This is a genomic window from Anaerococcus porci (assembly GCF_034090325.1).
GTDB classification, from domain to species: Bacteria; Bacillota; Clostridia; order Tissierellales; family Peptoniphilaceae; genus Anaerococcus; species Anaerococcus porci.
Map to the genome: position 1 here is coordinate 30,351 of NZ_JAXDSU010000067.1, position 20,824 is coordinate 51,174.

Here is a 20,824-nt window from a genome sequence, read left to right on the forward strand (position 1 = left end):
AACTTATTTCTTAAAATATTCTACTGCATTTTTAAATAATTCTTGATTATTTTTTTCATAAATATTCTTGTAAAGATCATCATCTAATCTTTCTAAATGACCCATTCTTCCTAATATTTTGCCATCTTTTGATAAGATTCCTTCTATATTATAATCTGAACCATTTGGGTTTATATCATATACTGAAAATATTTGACCATTTTTTAACAGTTCTTTATATTTTTCTTCATTTATTATAAACCTACCTTCTCCATGAGATATAGGTATTTTATATATTTTATCTAATTTTAAGCCTCTTGTCCATTGACTTTGATTATTTATAACTCTTGTATCAACAAATCTTGAAATATGCCTGTTATTAGTGTTGTAGGTTAAAGATGGATCATCTTCTGTAATTTCTTTTATCTTACCATATGGTAAAAGTCCAGTTTTACAAGAGCTTGGAATCCATTGCAAATACCTATTATAAGAGCATCATTCTCATCTAGTAAATAATTAATAGCATCTTTAATTTTTTTATTTCTAATAATATTGGCTAAAAATTTTGCAGATCCATCTTGCTAATCAGCCATAGAAACCCCCAGGAATAGCAAAAAATTGTGAATTTCTAATTGAATCTGCAAGTTTATCTATAGAATTATCTATATCTTTTCTATCCTTATTTCTAAATAAGTTTATAGAAACTTCTGCTCCATTTTCACGAAATACATCCATTGTATCCCGTTCACAGTTGGTACCTGTTACAGCAAGTATTGATACTTTAACCTTATCCACTGTTTTCTTTGATTTTAGATTTAAATTCATCTTGTTTTGTTTTATATCAATTGGACCAATCTCTTCTTTTGCTGTAAATATTTCATCTAAAGCATGTAAATAATCATTTTTAAGTTTTTTATCATTTAATTTTTCACCATTTACTATTAAGTCTTTAGAAAATTCTCCAATATTTTCAACAAAATCCAAATCTTCAAGATATTCCACAACAAATAAACCAAACATAGCTTTATAAAGATTATCATATTCTAAACTGAAGTTTGAATTTCCTAAAGCTTGTTCATATATGTTTGCCAAAAGACCCTTATTATCCAAACTTATTGTAGTAATAATAGAGCCTTCTCTCATTGCTTTTATAAGCTTTTCTAATATTTTCTTATATTTATTTAAATCAAGGCTTCCATCTTCTTTGTATGGGGCTTTTATTATACCTAGCTTTCCCTTAGCCTTAAGGTCATTTGATTTTATATTTTCTATATCTTCATGTGTTACTGCAAATGATATAAGGGTTGGTGGTACTTTTAATTCTTCAAAACTTCCACTCATAGAATCTTTTCCACCAATTGGTGGTATTTTAAAGAAGTTTGTTACTTCAAAAGCACCTAGTAAAGACTTAAGTGGCTTTGCCCAAGCTTTTTCATTATCCATCTTTTCATAATATTCTTGAAATGATAGTCTTATCTTATTAAGATCACTACCTACTGATACAAGCTTTGCAATTGATTCTATTACTGCATAATAACCACCAAGATATTGACTTTTTTCTGAAAGATAGGGGTTAAATCCATAACTCATTATAGATACGGTTTTTGATTTTCCATTCTTTACTGGAATTTTTGAAACCATTGCTTGAGATGGATTTAATTGTTTTTTTCCACCTAAAGGTTGCAATACTGTATTCTTTCCTATAGTAGAATCAAAGATTTCTATTAAATTTCTTTGACTTGTTATATTTAAGTCAGATACTTTTTCATAAAACTTTTTAGGATCATCTTTTTTATTATTTTTTTAGGAATATATTCACTTACAACAAGGACTTTTGCCTTTCTATCTGCACCATTAGTATTTATGAAATCATAAGATATATCTGCAATCTTTAAATCTTTATAGAACATTCTCATCCTATTTGTGTAAGTTACTTTGCCAACTAAAGAGCTTTCTACATTCTCTTCAAGACAATATTGTTCAAATTCTTTAATGTATTTTTTATCTATTACTACAGCCATTCTTTCTTGAGATTCACTTATAGCTATCTCAGAAGGCTTCAATCCTTCATATTTTAATTTAACTCTAGAAAGATCAATATCCATTCCATTGAAGATCTCTCCAATAGCAACAGATACTCCACCCACACCAAAGTCATTACATTTTTTTATAAGCCTTGAAACTTCACTTCTTCTAAATAGCCTTTGAAGTTTTCTCTCTTCTGGAGCATTTCCCTTTTGCACTTGGGCAGATTCTGTTTTTATTGATGAAACTTTATGAGATTTTGATGAACCTGTTGCTCCACCTATACCATCTCTTCCAGTTCTTCCACCAATCAATAAAACAACATCTCCTGGTTTTGCTCCCATTCTTTTTACATCTTCTTTTGGTGCTGCAGCAATTACAGCCCCACATTCCATTCTTTTTGCCTTATAACCTTCATGAAATATTTCCTTTACAAAGCCAGTAGCAAGACCTATTTGGTTACCATATGATGAATAACCTTTTGCAGCAAGTTTTGTTATTTTTCTTTGTGGAAGTTTTCCTTCAATTGTATCATCAACTTTTTCAAGTATATTCCCAGCTCCTGTTATTCTCATAGCTTGATAAACATAGCTTCTTCCAGAAAGTGGATCTCTTATAGCTCCACCAAGGCAGGTTGAGGCTCCACCGAAAGGCTCTATCTCTGTTGGATGGTTGTGAGTTTCATTTTTAAACATTAAAAGATAATCTTCAAGTTCCTCTTTGCCATCTTTTTCTACTCTCACCTTTACATAAACCGAGCAAGCATTAATTTCACTTGATATTTCCAGATCATCAAATTCATTCCTACTTTTCATATATTTAGAAAGAATTATACCAAAGCTCATTAAAATTATTGGATTTTTGATATTGAGCTCTTTTCTCATTTCCATATATTTATCAAAAGATTTTTTTATTGCCTTATCAAGAAGACTTTTTGTTTCAAATTCTATATCAAGACTTGTATTAAAAGTAGTATGTCTACAATGATCTGACCAATAAGTATCTAGGATTTTAATTTCTGTTTCATTAGGGTCCCTATTTTCTTTTTTAAAGTAATCCATAACCATTTTCAAATCAGCAAAGTCCATGGCAAGAGATTTATTTTCCAAAAACCTAGAAATTTCTTCATCGCTATAATTTATAAAACCATCATATATTATATTATCTAAATTTTTCTCTCTTTCTACATCAAGACTTTCTGGCATATTTTTTATATCAATTTTATGGCTATCTACTGGATTTATTAGATATGATTCTATTCTTTTTAAATCATCATCGGATATATCACTAAATTCATATATTGTAGCTGTCTTGCAATCTATATGTTCATCAAGGACTAAATTCAAAGTATCTATTACTCCTTGTCTTCTTTGGTCAAATTGTCCTGGTAGGTATTCAACTCCCAAAGCTTTTTCAAAAGAATCTTCGAGTTTAATAGCCTCATCTTTTGTAAAAACATAATCTAGGTTTCTTTCAGATAGGACATTATTTATAGCCTTACCTAGCTTATCATCTGAAATTTTAATATCATATCTATTGTAAATATTAAGCTTTTCCAACTTGATTTTTTATAGATTTTCTATTTCATTTTTTACTTCCTTTGACTTAGAATCAAACCTATCTTTTTTTCTTACATAAACTCTTTTAACTTATTTTTCCATTTTTAACCCTTAATGTCTAAAATGTCTATTGTTAGTAAATACCATAGATATTCCATATTCATTACACTTATCAATTGAATCTTTATCTCTTATAGAACCACCCGGTTGGATAATTGACTTCACCCCAATTTTGTGAGCATATTCAACACAATCATCAAATGGGAAAAAAGCATCAGATGACATAATTGAATCAGTAAAATCTACATCTGGATGGTTGTTTTTAATGGATTCTAGTGCCCAAATTCTAGAAGTTTGTCCACAACCTACTCCTAAAGTTTTCCCATCCTTAACTATAACTATAGCATTTGATTTGGCATATTTCACTACAGTCATAGCAAATTTCAAATCACTTATACAGGACTTTTCTGGAGATTTTTTTGTAACCACTTCAAAATCATCTTCCTTTATATCCTTATCTTGGACTAGAACTTTTCCATCTAAGTATTTTACATCTTCTGTTGTAGTATCCTTGCTTAAATCAACTTTTATAAGACGAACATTTTTCTTTCTTTCTAGTACTTCCAAAGCCTCTTTGGTAAAGTCATTAGCTGCAATTATTTCAAGGAATATCTCACTCATCTTTGATGCAGTTTTCTCATCAATTATTCCATTTATTACAACAATTCCTCCAAATATAGATAAAGAATCTGCTTCATACGCCTTTTTATACGCATCATATACATCCTCTCCTATTGCTACTCCACATGGAGATTGATGCTTTAGTGCTACACAAGAATTTTCTCCTAACTCTTTAGAAAGTTCTAGGGCAACATTTAAATCATTATAATTATTAAAGCTCATTGACTTACCATGTAAAATTTCTATATCTTTTAAAAGACCTTTAGCATAGGTATCCTCATAAAGAGCTGCTTTTTGGCTTGGATTTTCACCATATCTTAAATCTTCAATTTTTCTTAAACCATATGTCTTATATTGACAATCTTTTTTACTTAAGTCTTTAAAATATCTTGAAATCACAGAATCATAATATGCTGTTAAGGAATAAGCCTTCATAGCTAAATATCTTTTATACTCTATATCAAAATTTTGAGTATTTAATCTTTGTAAAAATTCCTCATAATCATTAGGATCTGTAAGAATTATTACATCTTTATGATTTTTGGCAGCTGACCTTATTAAAGTGGGTCCGCCTATATCAATATTTTCTATAATATTGTCTGAGTCATTAGTTTTAAGTGCTTCTTCAAATTTGTATAGGTTAACAACAACTATATCTATATCCTTTATATTGTTCTTTTTCACAGTATTTTTATGGTTTTGATCATTTCTTTTATAAAGAATTCCACCATGAACATAAGGTGATAAAGTCTTAACCCTGCCATCTAAAATTTCTGGAAAGTTGGTTATCTCTTCAATTTCAATTGCATCAATGCCACATTCTCTAATTTTTTTGTATGTACCACCTGTAGATACAATTTCCACACCAAAGTCGCTTAGGCCTTTGGCAAGCATTCCAATATTTTTTTTATCTGTTACAGATATTAAAGCTCTCATTAATTCCTCCATAGTAAGCTTTTTTGCCTAAACTTTAGACAAGAAAAGGGAAGCCAAAAATTAGCTTCCCTAAAAACATCATAACATCCATATTTACATTTGGGCATAGGTATTCATTAGATAATTTTAGTCTTTCTTTTTTCTTATCTAATAATATTATATTTGTAAACTTTTTAAAAATATTATTTAAAAATACCATAAGTCCCCCCTATTTGAATGTAAAATTATCATATCATATTTTATTTTAAATTAAAAGATATTTTATAAATTTGATTTTCAGTAATCCTATATAGTGCTCTAAATCATTTTGCTATTTGGTAAAGTAACTATCTCCGTTTTATTCTTTGGAAACTTCTTATAATCTTTTAAAGAGGCAAAAGTTACAATATTTCTATCATATTTTTTTCTTATGTCATAAATAGCCTTATCTATTCTTTCTTTTTTTATAATCTTCTTATAATCTGAAAATATATCTATTTGAGCAGGTATTCTTGCATCTATAAGATTAATAGCTCTAATTCCCAATGATCTTATAGGGTAAGACCACTTATACTTTTCCTTAAATAATTTAAGGCCTTCTTCAGAAAGAATTATAGATGACTGGGTCGGATTTTTAAAAGACTTTTGAAATTCATAAGAAATTAAATTACTATCCTTCATATAAATTTTAATTCCTTTAGCAGAAAGAGAAACTTCTCTTGGTCTTTTTGAAACATCTAAGGAAAGTATTTGAAAAACATTAAATGCTTCCTCATCACTAAACAAATCTTCTATAAAGAGTTGATGAGTTTCCTATTGTCTGTATAACTTTCTTACAGTTATAGTCTAAAACTGGCCTATTATCATTTGCATATTGCCAAAAATAAATTCCATTAATTCCTATAAGAGATTTTAAAATTTTAGGATCAGAATTTGCTAAATCTCCCAAAGTTTCTATTCCTATCCCCATTAATTTTTCTTTCTGTTGCTCCTCCTATCCCAATAATACGATATACAGCAAGTGGCCAAACTATAGACTTAAAATTATCCTTACTTATTACAGTATTACTTATTACAGTAGTTGAATCTGGTTTTTTTTAATCCGACCCAAGTTTTGCAAAAATCTTATTGAAACTTACTCCAACACTTACTGTTATACCTAATTCTTTTTTCACTCTTTTTCTTATATTATTTGCTATAGTCTCTCCACTTCCAAAAAGTTTATAACTCTCTGTCAAATCAAGCCAACATTCATCAAGCCCAAAGGCTTCAACCTTATTTGTATAAGAATAATATATTTTTCTTACTTTTCTAGAAAATTTAAGATATTTTTCATAATGAGGCGAGACTATTATTAAATTTGGACATTTAAGTTTAGCCTGCCAAATATCTTCTCCTGTCTTAACTCCTAGTAGTTTTGCCTCTTGGCTTTTGGCAAGAATTATCCCATGCCTATTTTTAGGATCTCCCGCAACTGCCATAGCCTTATTTTTAAGACTTGGATTAAGTTTTGCTTCTATTGAAGCATAACATGAATTTATATCTGAATGTAATATTGTTCTTATCATAACTTCTCCTTGATGTTAAAAGACTTTTACTGTATACTTAAGACAGTAAATGGCTTGATTAAAGTTTAGGACATTAAAAGTCTTTTATCAAGACTTTTATAAAATAATTAGACATTTATAGTCTGAGACTTTAATTTATTTTAAGGAGTGTATATGAGTTTTCCAAATAAATTAAAAAAATTACGTGAAGATAAAAAACTAACCCAAGAAGAACTATCAAAACTTGTTGGTGTTTCTCTTAAAACCATATCTAGGTATGAAAAAGGAGAATCAAAACCAAGATATAGAAAAATATATGATAAACTAGCTGAAGTCTTAGATACAAGCCATGACTATCTTGTAACTGATGAAGAAGATTTTATCCTAGATGCAAGAGATAAGTATGGCTATAAGGGTGCAATTGATGCAAAAAAGATGGTAGATGGGGTAATAGGACTTATGGCAGGTGGTGAAATCGATGAATCAGATAAAAAGGCTATCCTTGATTCTATACAAGAAGCTTACTATATAGCCAAAAGTAAAAATAAGAAATATGGTCAAAAAAAGACTAGGTGAGATATGTCATTTTACGATGAAATATTTAAAGATGTTAAAAATATAATAAAAAAATATGATACTAGAAATCCAAAAGAAATTTTAATACAAAGAGGGGTTACCATTTTAGCCTTTAAAGAAAATACAAAACTTTTAGGTATGTATAAGATAATAAAAAGAAATTCCTTTGTTTTTTATAATCCCTTTGTAGATAAGAGAATACAAAATATGGTATTTGCCCATGAACTAGGACATGATATCTATCATAGGACTTATGCCAAAGATTCTAATCTTATGGAATATGAACTTTTTGATATAAATTCTGAAATGGAGCTTTGTGCGAATATTTTTGCAGCTCATCTTCTTTTAGATGAAAATAAATTAATCGAAGATATTAAGCAAGGATATACCTATAACCAGCTTGCCTCACTTTATAATGTAAATGTAAATCTAATGATATTTAAATTAAATGAGATGCACAGAATGGGTATAAAAATTAAGAAAGAAGAAGCCGACTCTAGATTTTTTAAAAATATAAATGGTAAGGACATTAAAAACCATGACCTATACTGAAATAAATAACCCAGTAAAATTAGCTCATCTTATTATAAAAGAAAGAATAGATAAAAATATAAGGGCTTGTGATATGACAGCAGGAAATGGTAAAGATTCAGAATTTATACTCAAAAACCTTAATCCTAGAATGCTTTATTCTTTTGATATACAAAAAAAGGCAATGGAAAATACAAAAAATCTTATAGGTTCCTGTCCTAATTTTAAATTCATCCTAGATAGTCATGATAATATAGATAAGTATATATATGAAAAAATAGACCTTTTTATATTTAATCTTGGCTATTTGCCAAGAGGAGATAAGTCCATCACAACAAATTATAAGACTGTTATAAGAGCCTTAAAAAAATCTCTTAAACTTTTAAATCACAATGGACTTATTATAATTTGTGTTTATCCAGGTCATGAAAGTGGAAGACTTGAGGGAGAGTTTTTAGAAGAATTTATGGAAAATCTTGATCAAAAAATCTATCAAGTTATAAAATACGACTTTTTAAACCAAGTTAATAATCCACCATATTTAATAAGTCTTAGGAAATTATAAGATTAAAGTATATATTTGCTATAATGAAATAGAGGTGAATAATGAAAAAAAGATTACTTTTTATTTTTACTCTTATTTCAGCTCTTTTAATTTTTATATTCTTAAAAAAACTAAGTATAAATGACCCCAAGCAAATAGACTTACCCAGTCTTGAAGAAGGGGATAAAAGAGAATTAGATAAAAAAGAGTATATGGAGGATTTTGAATTTGTATATAATACATTAAAAGAATATTATCCTTACTTTGATATAAATAAAAAAATTTATAATATTGATTGGCTAGCTAACAAGAAAGAATATAAAGATTATATAGGAAAGTCAAAAAATGATATTGATTTTGGGCTTAGAATGAATAAAATTCTTTATGAATTAAATAACGACCATACCCAGCTTATAGACCAAAACCAAGCTCTAGATATGTACCTAACTTATTATAAAGTCCCAGAATATAATTGGAGACATGACATAAGCCATATATATGAAAAACAAAATGTAAGAAAAAGGTATAACTTAACTAATAAAAGAATAAATAACTATCTAAAATATAATGATTATAAGCAAACTTTTAAGGAAAATGAAATCTACAATCTAAAGGGAAATTCCTCAATCAAATCAACTTCAAATGACAATGTTAAGGTTCAAAATATTAATGAAGATATAGGCTATATAAAAATAAATAAGATGATAAATTATGACAAAGCCTATGAAGATCAAAAGCTTATTAAAAATTATTTAAAAACCTTAAAAAATAAAAGGGCCTTAATTCTTGATATAAGAGGAAACCGAGGAGGCGATTCAAATTACTGGCAAGAATTCTTGCTTCCACAAATTATAGATAAACCATATACAAGTAAGTATTATAATTTCATAAAACATGGAAAACTTAACAAGAAAGTTATAAGTCAGGAAAAATATCAAGAAGGAGTAAGTAGGCTCTTAAGTAAAACTGAATTTTCAAATGAAACAGAAGAAATCTTATCAAAATTTGATTATTATAAATACTATACTTCTAATATTAATCCAAGTGAAGATTCTATAAAATTTAGGGGAAATATTTATCTTCTAGTTGACTCTTCAGTTTATTCTTCAGCCGAAATGCTTGCATCATTTTGTAGTGAGACAAAGCTTGCAACACTTGTTGGTGAAAAAACTGGTGGAGATGGTATAGGTTCTGATCCTATGCAAATTGACCTACCTAATTCAGGCTATGTACTTAGATTTCCAAAGGAATTAGGTTTAACTGCTTCAGGTAAAATAAATGAAATTGAAAAAACAAATCCTAACATATTTATAGATTCTAATCCCTATGACAAGCTTTCAGAGCAAGCTATAATAGATAAGATAATAGAGCTTGAAAATCAATAATTTGCTTAAATTTTATTTTATAGTATAATTTTTGGGTTAGTAAAAGGAGTATATATGAGTCTATTTTCAATATTAGTATTGGCTTTCGGCCTTAGCATGGATGCTTTTGCTGCTAGTATATGTCAGGGTCTTCAAATTAAAGAAATTAAATTAAAAAACACCCTATCCATAGGTTTATGTTTTGGAATATTTCAAGCTTTTATGCCTGTATTAGGGTATTTACTTGCTTCAAGCTTTGCTAATTCTATAAGGGCAGTTGACCATTGGGTTGCTTTTGTTTTATTATTTATAATAGGTTTTCAAATGATAAGAGAATCAAGAGATCCAAGCTGTGAAATAAATAAGGGGCTTAGCCTCAAAGATTTAATTTCATTGGGTATTGCCACAAGTATAGATGCCATGGCTGTTGGTGTATCTTTTGTTTTTTTAGATGTAAATATAGTGAATGCAAGTCTAATAATAGGGATAACAACCTTTATCCTATCATCTTTTGCATTTAATATAGGAAGTAAATTAGGTACAAAAAGCAAGCAGATTTCAGAACTTATAGGTGGACTAATCTTGATGTTTTTAGGATTTAAGATATTAATAGAGCACTTGTTTTTATAATACAAGTGCTCTTTTTAATAGCATGCAACAGGTCCGTAAGGTCCTTTTATTATAGAAATATCCGTATCAAAAATTTTAGATAATTTATTATTACACATTATCTCTTCTGGTCTTCCAAATTCTTTAATCTTTCCTTCTTTCATACAACATATATAATCAGAATATTTAGCCGCAAAATTTATATCATGAATCACCATAACAATTGTCTTTTTAAAATCTTTGCTTATATTTTTTAGATGTTCTAACATCTCAACACTACGTCTTATATCAAGATTATTTAAAGGTTCATCTAAGAGTATATAATTTGTTTCTTGACTTAAAACCATTGCTACATACACCCTTTGCCTTTGACCTCCCGAAAGCTGATCTAGGTACCTGTCCTTTAGTTCAGATAAACCAAGATATAATATATATTTATCTACTATTTTTGCATCTTCTTCGTTAAGCCTACCCTTGCTATAGGGAAATCTTCCAAAAGATACCAATTGCTTTACAGTAAGTTTTGTTACAAAATGATTTTCTTGTCTCAAAATTGCAAGATTTTTAGATAGAATATTTGATGGTGTTCTTTTAATATCAAAATCATCTATAAAAATATCTCCCTTATCCATCTCTAAGAGCCTTCCTAGCATAAGTAAAAGAGTAGACTTACCTGCTCCATTAGGTCCTACTATAGATGTAAAAGAGCCTTTTGGAATTTCTAAATCTATAGGACCAATTTTGACCTTACTTGAATATTGTTTTTCTAAACTACTAATCTTTATCATAAGGATTCCTTTCTAAGTATAACAGATAAAAATAAAAGTCCTCCAAATAACTCTATTATTATAGTTACTACTCCTTGAGCTGAAAATACATGAAACATTAAGAAATATGATAAACTAAGGATTGAAAAAGCAAGAAGTATTGCCATAATAAATAAATACTTATGGTCAAAACTTTTACATATTTCATAGGTAATACTTGCTGATAGGAATCCAAAAAATGTCATTGGCCCTACAAGGGCAGTTGATACTGACATTAGTATGGATACTAAAATCAATATTAAGTTAGCAAGTCTTTTATAATTTAATCCAAGATTAACAGCTATATCTTTTCCTAGGCTTAAAACATTTAACTTATTTGCATATAAAAATAAGATAAGACTTGATATAAGCACTATAGGTATAGCTATCTTAAAATATGATGGGTCTGACTTTGAAACTGATGCAAAAAGCTTAGCTTGCAAGATATCGAATTCTGATGGAGATAATATTCTTCTCATGAAAGCAGAAAGTGATCTAAGTCCTGTTCCTATTACAACCCCAATCAAAAGCATATAGTGAATATTTGCATACTTACCATTTAACATAAATCCATAAAGAAGAAGGCAAAGAACCACCATTATAGCTATTTGTAGTACAAAAGATGATACATCTCTAAAAGCTAAAAATGCACTTACTCCAAAAAAGAACATCATAGCTGTATGTATAGTTGAATATACAGCTTCAAATCCTAAGAGTGATGGAGTTATAACCCTATTATTAGTTATAGACTGAAAACTAATAGTTGAAAGAGCTTGACAAACAGAAGCTATAGTAATAGCAATTATTGTATTCATCCTATTTTTAACAATAATCTTATACGAAGAAGAATCCATAGGTACTGGGTTATTATAATTTAACAATAAAAAGCTTAACAATATAGAAATTATTACCATAAAAGTTAATATAAGCATATAATTTTTAAAATCTTTTTTACTTTTAAAAGAACTTCTTATAATATTATACATTTTTCCTCCTTTTATATAAGATTAAAACAATAAATACAAATGAGCCAAATGTTCCCAAAATCAAAGAAACCGGAACTTCAAAAGGCATAATAATAGTCCTAGAAATGATATCTGCTAGACATATTGTTATCATTCCAATTAAAGCAACCCACCAAAGGTTAGTTTTTAAATCATCACCCCTAAAGGTTGATACAAGATTTGGCACTACTAGCCCTAAAAATGGAAGATTTCCAATAACTGATGAAACTATACCCACACATAAAGAAACCAAGCTTGTTCCAATAAGTAAAAGCAGCTCATAGTTAAGACCTAAGTTTTTTGAAATATCTTCTCCCAGTCCTATTATAGTAAGTCTGTCAGCTAGAATAAAGATAAGTATTGAAACTAAAATTATTAAATATAAGTATTCATATCTTCCTCTTTCTACTGACGAGAAAGAGCCTTGAAACCAAATTTCAAGTGACTGACTCATCTTAAATACTAGGGATAAAAAAGTGGAAATACTTGATACTACCGCACCAAGCATTATCCCAATTATAGGTACAATGAGAGATGATTTTAGTTTGATTTTTCTTAAAAATAAGAAAAATACCATGGAACCAAAAAAAGAAAAGATAATAGCAAAGCTCATTCTCATTGTTAAAGAAGGTGCCTTAAAGATTAGAAAAGATACTATTATACCAAGACCTGCCCACTCAATAGTTCCAGTAGTTGTAGGTTCTACAAACTTATTTTGAGTCAAAAGCTGCATTACTATTCCTGACATACTCATAGCAAGACCAGTAAGCATAAGGGATATAGTTCTAGGTATTCTAGTAATAAATATCATCCTAAGTCCATCTTCATTTCCACTTATATCATATGCTCCAGTAAATACTGACAATATGCCTAAGGCAATTGTCAGTATTATAGTTAGTATAAAAGGCTGAGTCAAAATTTTATTCTTCTTAACTCTAATTTTCATAAATTACTTAAAACTTTCTGCAAGTGATTCAAAAATTTTAGTAAAGGTTTGAATTGACTCATTTAAATATGTGTCATTTGGTGCATATACAATCTTTTTATTTTTAACAGCATTAGTGTTGGCTAGTGCCTCAGATTCTTCTATAACATCCTTAGCAGGTTTATTTTCTTTATCTGCCATTGACGCATCCCTATCTAAAACTAAAAGATAATCTGGATTAGATTCTGCTATAGCCTCAACTGAAACATCATCTCCCTTATGATCTGATGATGAATCTTTCACTTCTAAAGCAGGTTTAAAGTTAAAGATATCATAAAGTGGTCCCCATACTCTTCCTGAATGAGGAGCAGCAAATCCTATCTCCCCTCCACTTACAACAAGACTCATTACAGATTGATCCTTATAATTATCTTTAACATCTTTAATAGACTTATCTAATTTCTTAATTAATTCATTGGCTTCATCTTCTTTTCCAAATATTTTTCCCAAACCTTCTGTGGATTCTTTTAAGCCATTTATTAAATTTTCTCCAGAATTTCCTTCTTTTGCTGATACATCATAAGAATAGTCTATAATTGTTGCTTCTGGAAGTAATTCCTTTATTTGATCATAGTATTGAGCAAATCTTTGACCGACTATTACTAAATCAGGTTTTACAGCAGCTAGTACCTCAAGGTTAGGTTCTCTATGGTTTCCAATGTTTTCTACCTTATCATCCTTAACATAGGAACTATCAGATTTCATAACATCCTTTGGTACAGCCTTTAGTTCAACCGACCAAGATTCAAGTGTCTCAAAAGTTCTATTATCTAAAGAAACTACTGATTTTGGATTTTTCTTAACTTCTACTTCTCCATGAATATCCTTAATTTTTACAGTATCATTTTCTTTATCTTTATTTGAATTATCATTTGAAATTACATTAGATTCTTTTACATTATCACTTGATTTTTCATTGCTTACTAAATCAGTATTTTTATTACTTGCTACATCTGCACCCTGACCTTGTCCACAAGCAGTTAATACAAAGGCAAGTATTGATATTGCTATAATATTTTTTATTTTCATATTCTACCATCCTATTATTATTTTTAATATTATCACGCGCGATCAATATTGAAAGTAATTATCATTACAAATAAGATTTTAACATATGATTTAAAATAAAACAAGTTAAAATATTAAAATTATTCTAATGTTAATATTATTTTAATATTTACTTTATTTTTTAATCCTAAATATTTATATAATATTATGATTTAAAAAACTTGCTGTTTTATTTATAGCAAGTTTTTTAAATTATCTATCTTTTTTAACAATTTTACAAAGTCTTTCATTTCATTAGAGTTTAAATTATTGAAAGAATCTTCTATAATCTTTTGGTTTCTTGGAAAAATTTCATTAATTAATTCATATCCTTTTTTTGTCAACGAAAGAATCTCTCTTCTCTTATCTTTCTTATCCTTGTATGAAAAGATATAGTCTTTTTTCTTTAAATTTCTAACAATAATTGGCATAGTGCCAGATGTAGATAAAATCTTCTTTTTAACTTCTCCAATACACATATCACCTTTGCTATAAAGAGCTTCCATAACCGCAAACTGAGGAAGACTTAAGTCATATTCTCTCATAAGCTTACTAGATCTTTTATCTATTGAGTTTTTTAATCTGGAAATTCCAATAAAGGCTCTTAATTCATAATTCATAATATCTCCTATAATATATATTATATCTAGTTAGATGTAATTTTGAAATTAAAAACTTCCAAGAAAATCTTGGAAGTCTCTTACTATACATAAAATAGAGGTAATTTTTCTAAATATACAATATCATCTCTTTTGCTAGCATCACCTTCAGCAAGTATTGAAAGCTTTTTGACTATCTTACCTCCTGCCTTTGTAACTAAATTAGACAAAGCCTCAAGTGACTTACCTGTTGATATTACATCATCAACTAAAGCCACCCTTTTTCCTTTGATTTTATCTAAATCTTCTTTATCTAGGTATAATTTCTGAATATTCTTAGTAGTTATAGAATCTACATCAACGTCTATAGTTTCATTCATGTAAGCTTTTTTAGATTTTCTAGCTACAATAAAATCTTTCATTCCAAGATTTTTTGCTATTTCATGAGCAAGAGTTATACCCTTAGCCTCGGCTGTAACAATAATATCACACGAAAGATTCTTACTCAATTCATAAGCCGCCTTAGTAGCAAGCTCACAATCTCCAAGAAGCACGAAAGATGCTATCTTAAGATTATCAGATATTTGAATTATAGGTAGTCTTCTTTTAAGTCCACACACTTCTAAGTTATAATATTCCATCTTATCTCCTATAAAATTATAAATTTAAGAATAGTTCCTGCCAACAGTCCCATAAAAGGATCACTCGCAGCTGTGGTTGCCATTGCAATACCTGCTACAAGTATTGTATCACCACCTGCTGCAAAAGCAAGATTTGCATTTGTTGGTACGGTCACTAATGCTCCTAAAACAAACAAAAAACCATGAATAGACTCACCTGGAACATACTTTCCAAGTTTTGGTAAAAGTCCCATAAACATAATTACACCTAAAATCACCATCATCAAAACACCACTATTTACAGGATTATCACTTGCGCCTGTTGCAGAAATTATTGCCTCTACTGGTGCACCACCAAAAAGTGATGATACAGAATCTGCAAGACCTGAATAAATTGTTAAATGATCAATATTTGCTTGAAAGCTTCCTAGAGATGCAGTTATATTTCCAAAGGCAATATTAGCTCCTATTGTAAGACATGCCAATGATAAGGCACCCCTTAAAATATCTTTGTTCATTATAGGTTTTTTTATGGATAATTTTCTCTCTTCTTTTTTTAAATTTTTACCTATTTCCATTTTCTTTACATTTGCATAAATAGATGAAATTGTTACTGATACTATAATTGTATAAACCAAATCCCTATTTGAAATAAAATAAGTAAATAAGGCTGTTAATATTGATATTAAACTTACCATCTTAGTTTCAAGCTTAAGCCCATCTACAGCAATTTTTGCAAGTATAAGTCCAACCCCTGCCATCATACCGTTAAGTACATATTCACCTGCAAGATTTACAATAAAATTTAAACTTCCTGTGATACCTAAAATGGACATTATAATTCCTGCCCAAAATACAACAGAAAGCCTTTCTCTTATATCCTTTCCATAAGAGCCTGCCAAGGCAATAGTCTCAGCCTGCATGGATATAGGTATAGGAGATTGTAATAAAAGACAAGCAATTACTCCAATTGCAAATCCAAGAGATGTAGGAAATGCAGCAAAACCAACAGATAGGCCCAAGAGTGCTTGTGGTATACCATTTATCACAACACCTATAGCAGCCAATAAATCATTAAATGTCATAATTCCTCCAATAATTTTAAATTGTCAACGAATTTATTATACCTTATTATTTTAAATTTCTATAAAAAAAAGAGACTTTTACAATTTTTTTGTAAAAGTCTCTTGCCTTATATTTTTTCTACTTCTTTATAATCATAATCCTTGGTATCAACTGTGATTTTTTTTATTTTTACATCTTCAAGAGGTTTATCATTCATATCTGTCTTAACTTCTGCTATTTGATCTATTACTTCAATACCTTGAATAACTTTTCCAAAGGTAGCATATTCACCATCTAAGTGAGGAGATTTTTTATGCATTATAAAAAATTGGCTTCCAGCAGAATCTGGCATGAAAGATCTTGCCATCGATAAAACTCCTTTATCATGTTTTAGATTATTCTCATATCCATTGTGGGAGAATTCCCCCTTAATTGAATAACCAGGTCCTCCCATACCACTTCCCTCAGGATCTCCACCTTGAATCATAAAATCCTTTATCACTCTGTGAAAAATAAGACCATCATAGAAACCAGATTTTACTAAAGAAATAAAATTATTAACTGTATTTTCTGCAACTTCTGGAAAAAGTTCTGCACTAAAGCTTTTACCATCTTCCATTTCAAATTTTACTATTGGATTTTCCATATATCCCCCTATTTTTTATTCTTAGTTCTTTCTTTTCTATCTAAGTCAATATCCCTCTTATCACTTGACATAGTAGATCTAGAAACATGGATGCTTGACATATCAAAAGAGTCATCAAAATCCATCATTTTATCATTATACTCTTTTTTCTTTCTTTTTTGTTCTAGATATTCTTCTATCTTTGAAATATCAAATCCCTTAACTAAATTATTGATATCAATTTTCTTTTCATAGGAATAATTATTTTTAACTTTTATATTTTCTTTTTTTGTATTTATCTTTATATAAATGGAATCATCTATGTATTTTAGATTATATCCATTATTTTTCTTGATTTTTTCAAACTTATTTGTAAATAGCTTTATTAGATCATTAGGATAGTTTCCATCTCTTATTATCTCTAATTCAGATTTTATTTTCTTTAAGATTTTTTTACTATTTTCTTTATATTCATTACTTAGATCCTTCTCTAAATATTTATTTAAGTTTTTAAAATCATCCTCATCTATATCATCATAATCAAAATGGCTTATAGCATAAGCATCAATTGCGTTTTTGGAATTTTGATCAAGCTCAACCCAATCACTCGGCTTGTCATTATTTATTATCCATGAATACTTAGTGTCTATTTCTATACTCTCACCTTCAAGCTCTTTTGAAATCCTAAGTCCACTATATTCTCCTGACTTATAATCAATAAGTAAGTCTACAGATGTCTTCTTATCCTTAAATATAGTACTAATTTGATTTTTATCGGTAATTTCTTTTATTTTGTTTTTTACTTCTAAAACCTTGTTCATAAATCCCCCTTTATATTTGCTTTTTAATAAATCTACCCTTAATGAGAGTTTAATTTGTAAAATTAATTTTACTTTCTATTTGAAGCATACATTAAAGAAAGAGCTGAAAAGAAAAGTGAAGAGCCTCTTGAATATGAAAGATATCTCTCATCCCATTTTGTAGCATACTTATCTTTATATGATTTTAACCCCTCAAAGGAATAAAAAAAGTCACCAAATTTAAATATCAAATAAACGAGTTTTTCTTGTAAAAAAGAATGTCTCATAACACCAACATTGTATAAGGGTGCCATTCCTAAGTCAAAGTATTCTATATCATTTTGCTTACAATAGTTAAAAATATTTATAAATAAAAAGTCCATAAGCCCATCAGGATTTGCATCCTTCTTATAGCGCATTAAATCAACAGTCATCCAATTTTCAATATTTCCATAAGGAAGATTAGCAAACGCTATAATGTTTCTATCTCTATCATAAACTACGGCTATATCTGATTCATTAAGGTAAGTTCTATCAAAAAAGCCTAAAGAAAATCCCTTTTCTTTTTTACCATCAAGCCATGAATCTGAAATCTTCTTTAGTTGTTGAAGGAATTTTCCCTTATGTGGCTTTTCATAGATTTCAAATACATACCCTTCTCTATTTAGCTTATTTATAGACTTCCTTAAATTCTTGTTCTTCTTGCCATCTAAATTAAAGCTACTTAGATCAACTCTAGCACATTCACCAAATTTCATAAAATTAAATCCATATTCATGAAGCTTTAAAGTGATTTCTTTACTTACCTCATAAAAGACGATATTATAGCCATAATCATCTGCTTCATTAATAAAGGAATCTAATAGGTTAAAAAAGAAAGTTTTATCCCCAATGGGATCTCCCATTACTATTAATTTGTCTGAAACTCTCCTAAATTGAAGGCATGCTAAGTCTTCATCATCTTTCTTGTACCAATATAGATATTTATCATTTAAGAAGGCTAAAAAGGCTTCTTTTGATCCACCTTTATTTTCACAAAGACTTACAAATCTATCTCTATCAAAGTCCTCACCTATAATAATTTTTTTACCTTGAAGATATTTTATTATAATAAACACAACAAAATAAATTAATGAGATACTTACTACTATAGAAATAAAATTATACTCAAAAGGTACTACCACAAAGTCACTATTTTTAGCTATGTAAGCATCAATTATGGAGCCTGACTTTAGTATGCCTCCAACATAGATTATAAGCATAGTATTGGTTAGGATAAAATCAACAAGTCTATCTTCATTTGCATAGAGGAATTGTTTTGTATACATACCTTTTCTTGTAAATATCCAAATAATAAGCATTAATAATATATAGACCATAGTAGATATGCTATAGCCTGTAAGATAGGTATAGATTAGGACTAAGGATAATACTATAGGATTTAGAATATTTGATTTTTTTTGCCTTGATATATAGGCCCTTGCCATAATTATAAAAATAAAACCAAATAGAATTGATGGAAACTGGTAAATTGCAGATGCTTTTATAGGATTTAATCTTGCAATAATTCCTGACCCATAGGCCTTACTTGGAAGAGTTGCAGCAAGAATCATAAAAAGACCAAACACATACATCAAAACCGAATTTACTATAATAAGGATATTTCTTGTAAGTCGTCTTATAAATTTTTCATCTTTTATATTAAATACTTTACTTAAATTTTTAATAAAAAATCCAGATGCTATTAAAAATGGAAGTAGGTAATAAAATATCCTATAAAGTAGAATCCATGTGAAAGCCAGCTCCTCATCTATTCCTTGACTTGATAATGCTAGAAGAATTACCAAATCAAATGACCCAATAGAACCTGGAATCATAGAAATATATCCAATAATATTTGCAATTACTACAAGTATAGCAAGTTTAAATATATTAAATTTAACCCCCATTAAAAGTCCTATAACTACAAAGGAACTCATTACACCAAACCATTCAGAAATCGAGATCAAAAATAGACTAATTTGACTTGACTTACTAAATTCAATCTTTTTTAAAATTGAAAGACCCAGTACAAATAGTAAGTATAAACTTGCTCCTATAAGAAGAATATAATAATTTTCTAATTTTTCATTAGGATGAAAATGTAAAGAAATTAAAGACAAAAGTGAGAAAAACCCCAATCCAGTAGGAAGAAAGACTAAAAGCTTCATAATTTTTCCAATCATTTCAGATGAATTTCTTCCCTTGCCATAGTAGGTCTTTCTTAAACCTATTGAAATGAGCCCTCCAAGACCTAGTACATCATTAAAATTATTAATTGTAAAAGCAGTTTCTCCTATATATCTTTTATCTAAATCACTATTTATCTCCTTATTAAAAACAAAGTCATATAAAACTTGGGGAAGGTTGGCACAAATACCGTAAATTGCCATAAAAATTAGTGATATGAAGGACTGTTTTCTAAAAATATTATTTACTTCATCAAAACTTAATTCCTTAGAGATTTTTCTAAATTCTAAAACTATTAGTATTAGCACAGATATAAAAAATATATTTTTAAATACCTTTTTTAATGTCTTAAATTTTTCATTCATAATTACTCCTTAATACCTAAAATTTTAGAATATACTTTTAATATTCTTTAGAAATTTATTTACATATATTATAAATATCATTTTTTTATAAATTTATTTAGGTATTTACTATTTTATCATTATTAACTTATTTAAATTTATGTACTTTAAAAAATCCCAGGCTAAGGCCTGGGATAAATCAAAATATTAATTCTTATTTAATTAAGCTATAACTTTTGTTACAACTCCTGAAGCAACTGTTCTTCCACCTTCTCTTACTGCGAATCTTAGTCCTTCTTCAAGAGCTATTGGTTTTTGTAATGTGATTTTGAATGTTGCATTGTCTCCTGGCATTACCATTTCTGTTCCT

The 20,824-nt window shown here is 28.6% G+C and carries 21 protein-coding genes and 1 pseudogene; 5 read left to right on the plus strand and 17 right to left on the minus strand.

Features of this window, described 5'->3' with window-relative positions; translation table 11 throughout:
* Window positions 1-3: 3 nt before the first annotated feature.
* The 6 genes and pseudogenes from SOR60_RS07410 to SOR60_RS07435 form a co-directional block, all read right to left on the minus strand.
* Window positions 4-3,653: pseudogene (locus SOR60_RS07410) on the minus strand (phosphoribosylformylglycinamidine synthase); the annotation flags it as partial.
* A 21-nt stretch (window positions 3,654-3,674) separates the two neighbouring features.
* The gene (purH, locus tag SOR60_RS07415) at window positions 3,675-5,180 is read right to left on the minus strand and encodes a bifunctional phosphoribosylaminoimidazolecarboxamide formyltransferase/IMP cyclohydrolase (protein WP_320595614.1); all 1,506 of its coding nucleotides are present in this window, start codon (window positions 5,178-5,180) and stop codon (window positions 3,675-3,677) included.
* Between the two features lie 34 nt (window positions 5,181-5,214).
* Window positions 5,215-5,379, minus strand: coding sequence for a hypothetical protein (locus SOR60_RS07420; protein ID WP_176269668.1), 165 nt, complete (start codon window positions 5,377-5,379; stop codon window positions 5,215-5,217).
* A 98-nt stretch (window positions 5,380-5,477) separates the two neighbouring features.
* Window positions 5,478-5,945: a DinB/UmuC family translesion DNA polymerase gene (locus SOR60_RS07425; RefSeq protein WP_229771226.1), complete on the minus strand. Its 468-nt coding sequence runs from the start codon at window positions 5,943-5,945 to the stop codon at window positions 5,478-5,480.
* The gene (locus SOR60_RS07430) at window positions 5,938-6,129 is read right to left on the minus strand and encodes a hypothetical protein (RefSeq protein WP_229771227.1); all 192 of its coding nucleotides are present in this window, start codon (window positions 6,127-6,129) and stop codon (window positions 5,938-5,940) included. Before SOR60_RS07430 ends, SOR60_RS07425 begins: the two co-directional genes overlap by 8 nt.
* A gap of 127 nt (window positions 6,130-6,256) precedes the next feature.
* Window positions 6,257-6,727 (minus strand): DNA polymerase Y family protein, encoded by a 471-nt coding sequence (locus tag SOR60_RS07435; RefSeq protein ID WP_229771228.1) that lies wholly within the window; start codon window positions 6,725-6,727, stop codon window positions 6,257-6,259.
* 153 nt (window positions 6,728-6,880) lie between these two features.
* Between SOR60_RS07435 and SOR60_RS07440 the strand changes: the two genes are divergently transcribed.
* Genes SOR60_RS07440 through SOR60_RS07460 form a run of 5 tightly spaced genes read left to right on the plus strand, consistent with a single transcriptional unit; the run spans window position 6,881 to window position 10,351 of the window.
* Window positions 6,881-7,282, plus strand: a complete 402-nt coding sequence (locus tag SOR60_RS07440) for a helix-turn-helix domain-containing protein (protein ID WP_154541211.1) — start codon at window positions 6,881-6,883, stop codon at window positions 7,280-7,282.
* Between the two features lie 3 nt (window positions 7,283-7,285).
* The gene (locus SOR60_RS07445) at window positions 7,286-7,834 is read left to right on the plus strand and encodes an ImmA/IrrE family metallo-endopeptidase (RefSeq protein WP_154541213.1); all 549 of its coding nucleotides are present in this window, start codon (window positions 7,286-7,288) and stop codon (window positions 7,832-7,834) included.
* Window positions 7,821-8,378, plus strand: a complete 558-nt coding sequence (gene mnmM / locus SOR60_RS07450) for a tRNA 5-(aminomethyl)-2-thiouridylate-methyltransferase MnmM (protein WP_154541215.1) — start codon at window positions 7,821-7,823, stop codon at window positions 8,376-8,378. The genes SOR60_RS07445 and mnmM overlap by 14 nt, the downstream gene beginning before the upstream one ends.
* A gap of 41 nt (window positions 8,379-8,419) precedes the next feature.
* Window positions 8,420-9,742, plus strand: coding sequence for a S41 family peptidase (locus SOR60_RS07455; RefSeq protein WP_154541217.1), 1,323 nt, complete (start codon window positions 8,420-8,422; stop codon window positions 9,740-9,742).
* A gap of 54 nt (window positions 9,743-9,796) precedes the next feature.
* Complete coding sequence (locus tag SOR60_RS07460; RefSeq protein WP_154541219.1) at window positions 9,797-10,351, plus strand: manganese efflux pump MntP; 555 nt, start codon at window positions 9,797-9,799, stop codon at window positions 10,349-10,351.
* A 14-nt stretch (window positions 10,352-10,365) separates the two neighbouring features.
* Here SOR60_RS07460 and SOR60_RS07465 read toward each other — a convergent pair whose 3' ends face one another.
* The 11 genes from SOR60_RS07465 to SOR60_RS07515 form a co-directional block, all read right to left on the minus strand.
* Window positions 10,366-11,118 carry an iron ABC transporter ATP-binding protein gene (locus SOR60_RS07465; RefSeq protein ID WP_154541221.1) on the minus strand — a complete coding sequence of 251 codons (753 nt, stop codon included), beginning with the start codon at window positions 11,116-11,118 and terminating at the stop codon, window positions 10,366-10,368.
* A complete protein-coding gene (locus tag SOR60_RS07470) occupies window positions 11,115-12,122 on the minus strand; it encodes an iron chelate uptake ABC transporter family permease subunit (RefSeq protein WP_154541223.1) in 1,008 nt (335 codons plus the stop codon). Before SOR60_RS07470 ends, SOR60_RS07465 begins: the two co-directional genes overlap by 4 nt.
* Window positions 12,115-13,086, minus strand: a complete 972-nt coding sequence (locus tag SOR60_RS07475) for an ABC transporter permease (protein WP_154541225.1) — start codon at window positions 13,084-13,086, stop codon at window positions 12,115-12,117. The genes SOR60_RS07470 and SOR60_RS07475 overlap by 8 nt, the downstream gene beginning before the upstream one ends.
* Before the next feature lie 3 nt (window positions 13,087-13,089).
* On the minus strand, window positions 13,090-14,154 hold the full coding sequence (locus SOR60_RS07480; protein ID WP_154541227.1) for a siderophore ABC transporter substrate-binding protein: 1,065 nt from the start codon (window positions 14,152-14,154) through the stop codon (window positions 13,090-13,092).
* A gap of 212 nt (window positions 14,155-14,366) precedes the next feature.
* Window positions 14,367-14,792, minus strand: a complete 426-nt coding sequence (locus tag SOR60_RS07485; RefSeq protein ID WP_154541229.1) for a MarR family winged helix-turn-helix transcriptional regulator — start codon at window positions 14,790-14,792, stop codon at window positions 14,367-14,369.
* An 83-nt stretch (window positions 14,793-14,875) separates the two neighbouring features.
* The gene (locus SOR60_RS07490) at window positions 14,876-15,412 is read right to left on the minus strand and encodes a phosphoribosyltransferase family protein (protein ID WP_154541230.1); all 537 of its coding nucleotides are present in this window, start codon (window positions 15,410-15,412) and stop codon (window positions 14,876-14,878) included.
* 8 nt (window positions 15,413-15,420) lie between these two features.
* Entirely contained in the window at window positions 15,421-16,476 is a 1,056-nt protein-coding gene (locus SOR60_RS07495) for an NCS2 family permease (RefSeq protein ID WP_154541231.1), read from the minus strand.
* Window positions 16,477-16,583: 107 nt separating this feature from the next.
* A complete protein-coding gene (locus SOR60_RS07500) occupies window positions 16,584-17,102 on the minus strand; it encodes a peptidylprolyl isomerase (protein ID WP_154541233.1) in 519 nt (172 codons plus the stop codon).
* Between the two features lie 8 nt (window positions 17,103-17,110).
* Window positions 17,111-17,902, minus strand: a complete 792-nt coding sequence (locus tag SOR60_RS07505) for a hypothetical protein (RefSeq protein WP_154541235.1) — start codon at window positions 17,900-17,902, stop codon at window positions 17,111-17,113.
* Between the two features lie 68 nt (window positions 17,903-17,970).
* The gene (gene mprF / locus SOR60_RS07510) at window positions 17,971-20,475 is read right to left on the minus strand and encodes a bifunctional lysylphosphatidylglycerol flippase/synthetase MprF (protein ID WP_154541237.1); all 2,505 of its coding nucleotides are present in this window, start codon (window positions 20,473-20,475) and stop codon (window positions 17,971-17,973) included.
* 201 nt (window positions 20,476-20,676) lie between these two features.
* Window positions 20,677-20,824 (minus strand): EF-Tu C-terminal domain-related protein (locus SOR60_RS07515; RefSeq protein WP_462676503.1); only part of this gene is annotated, 148 nt, incomplete at its 5' end.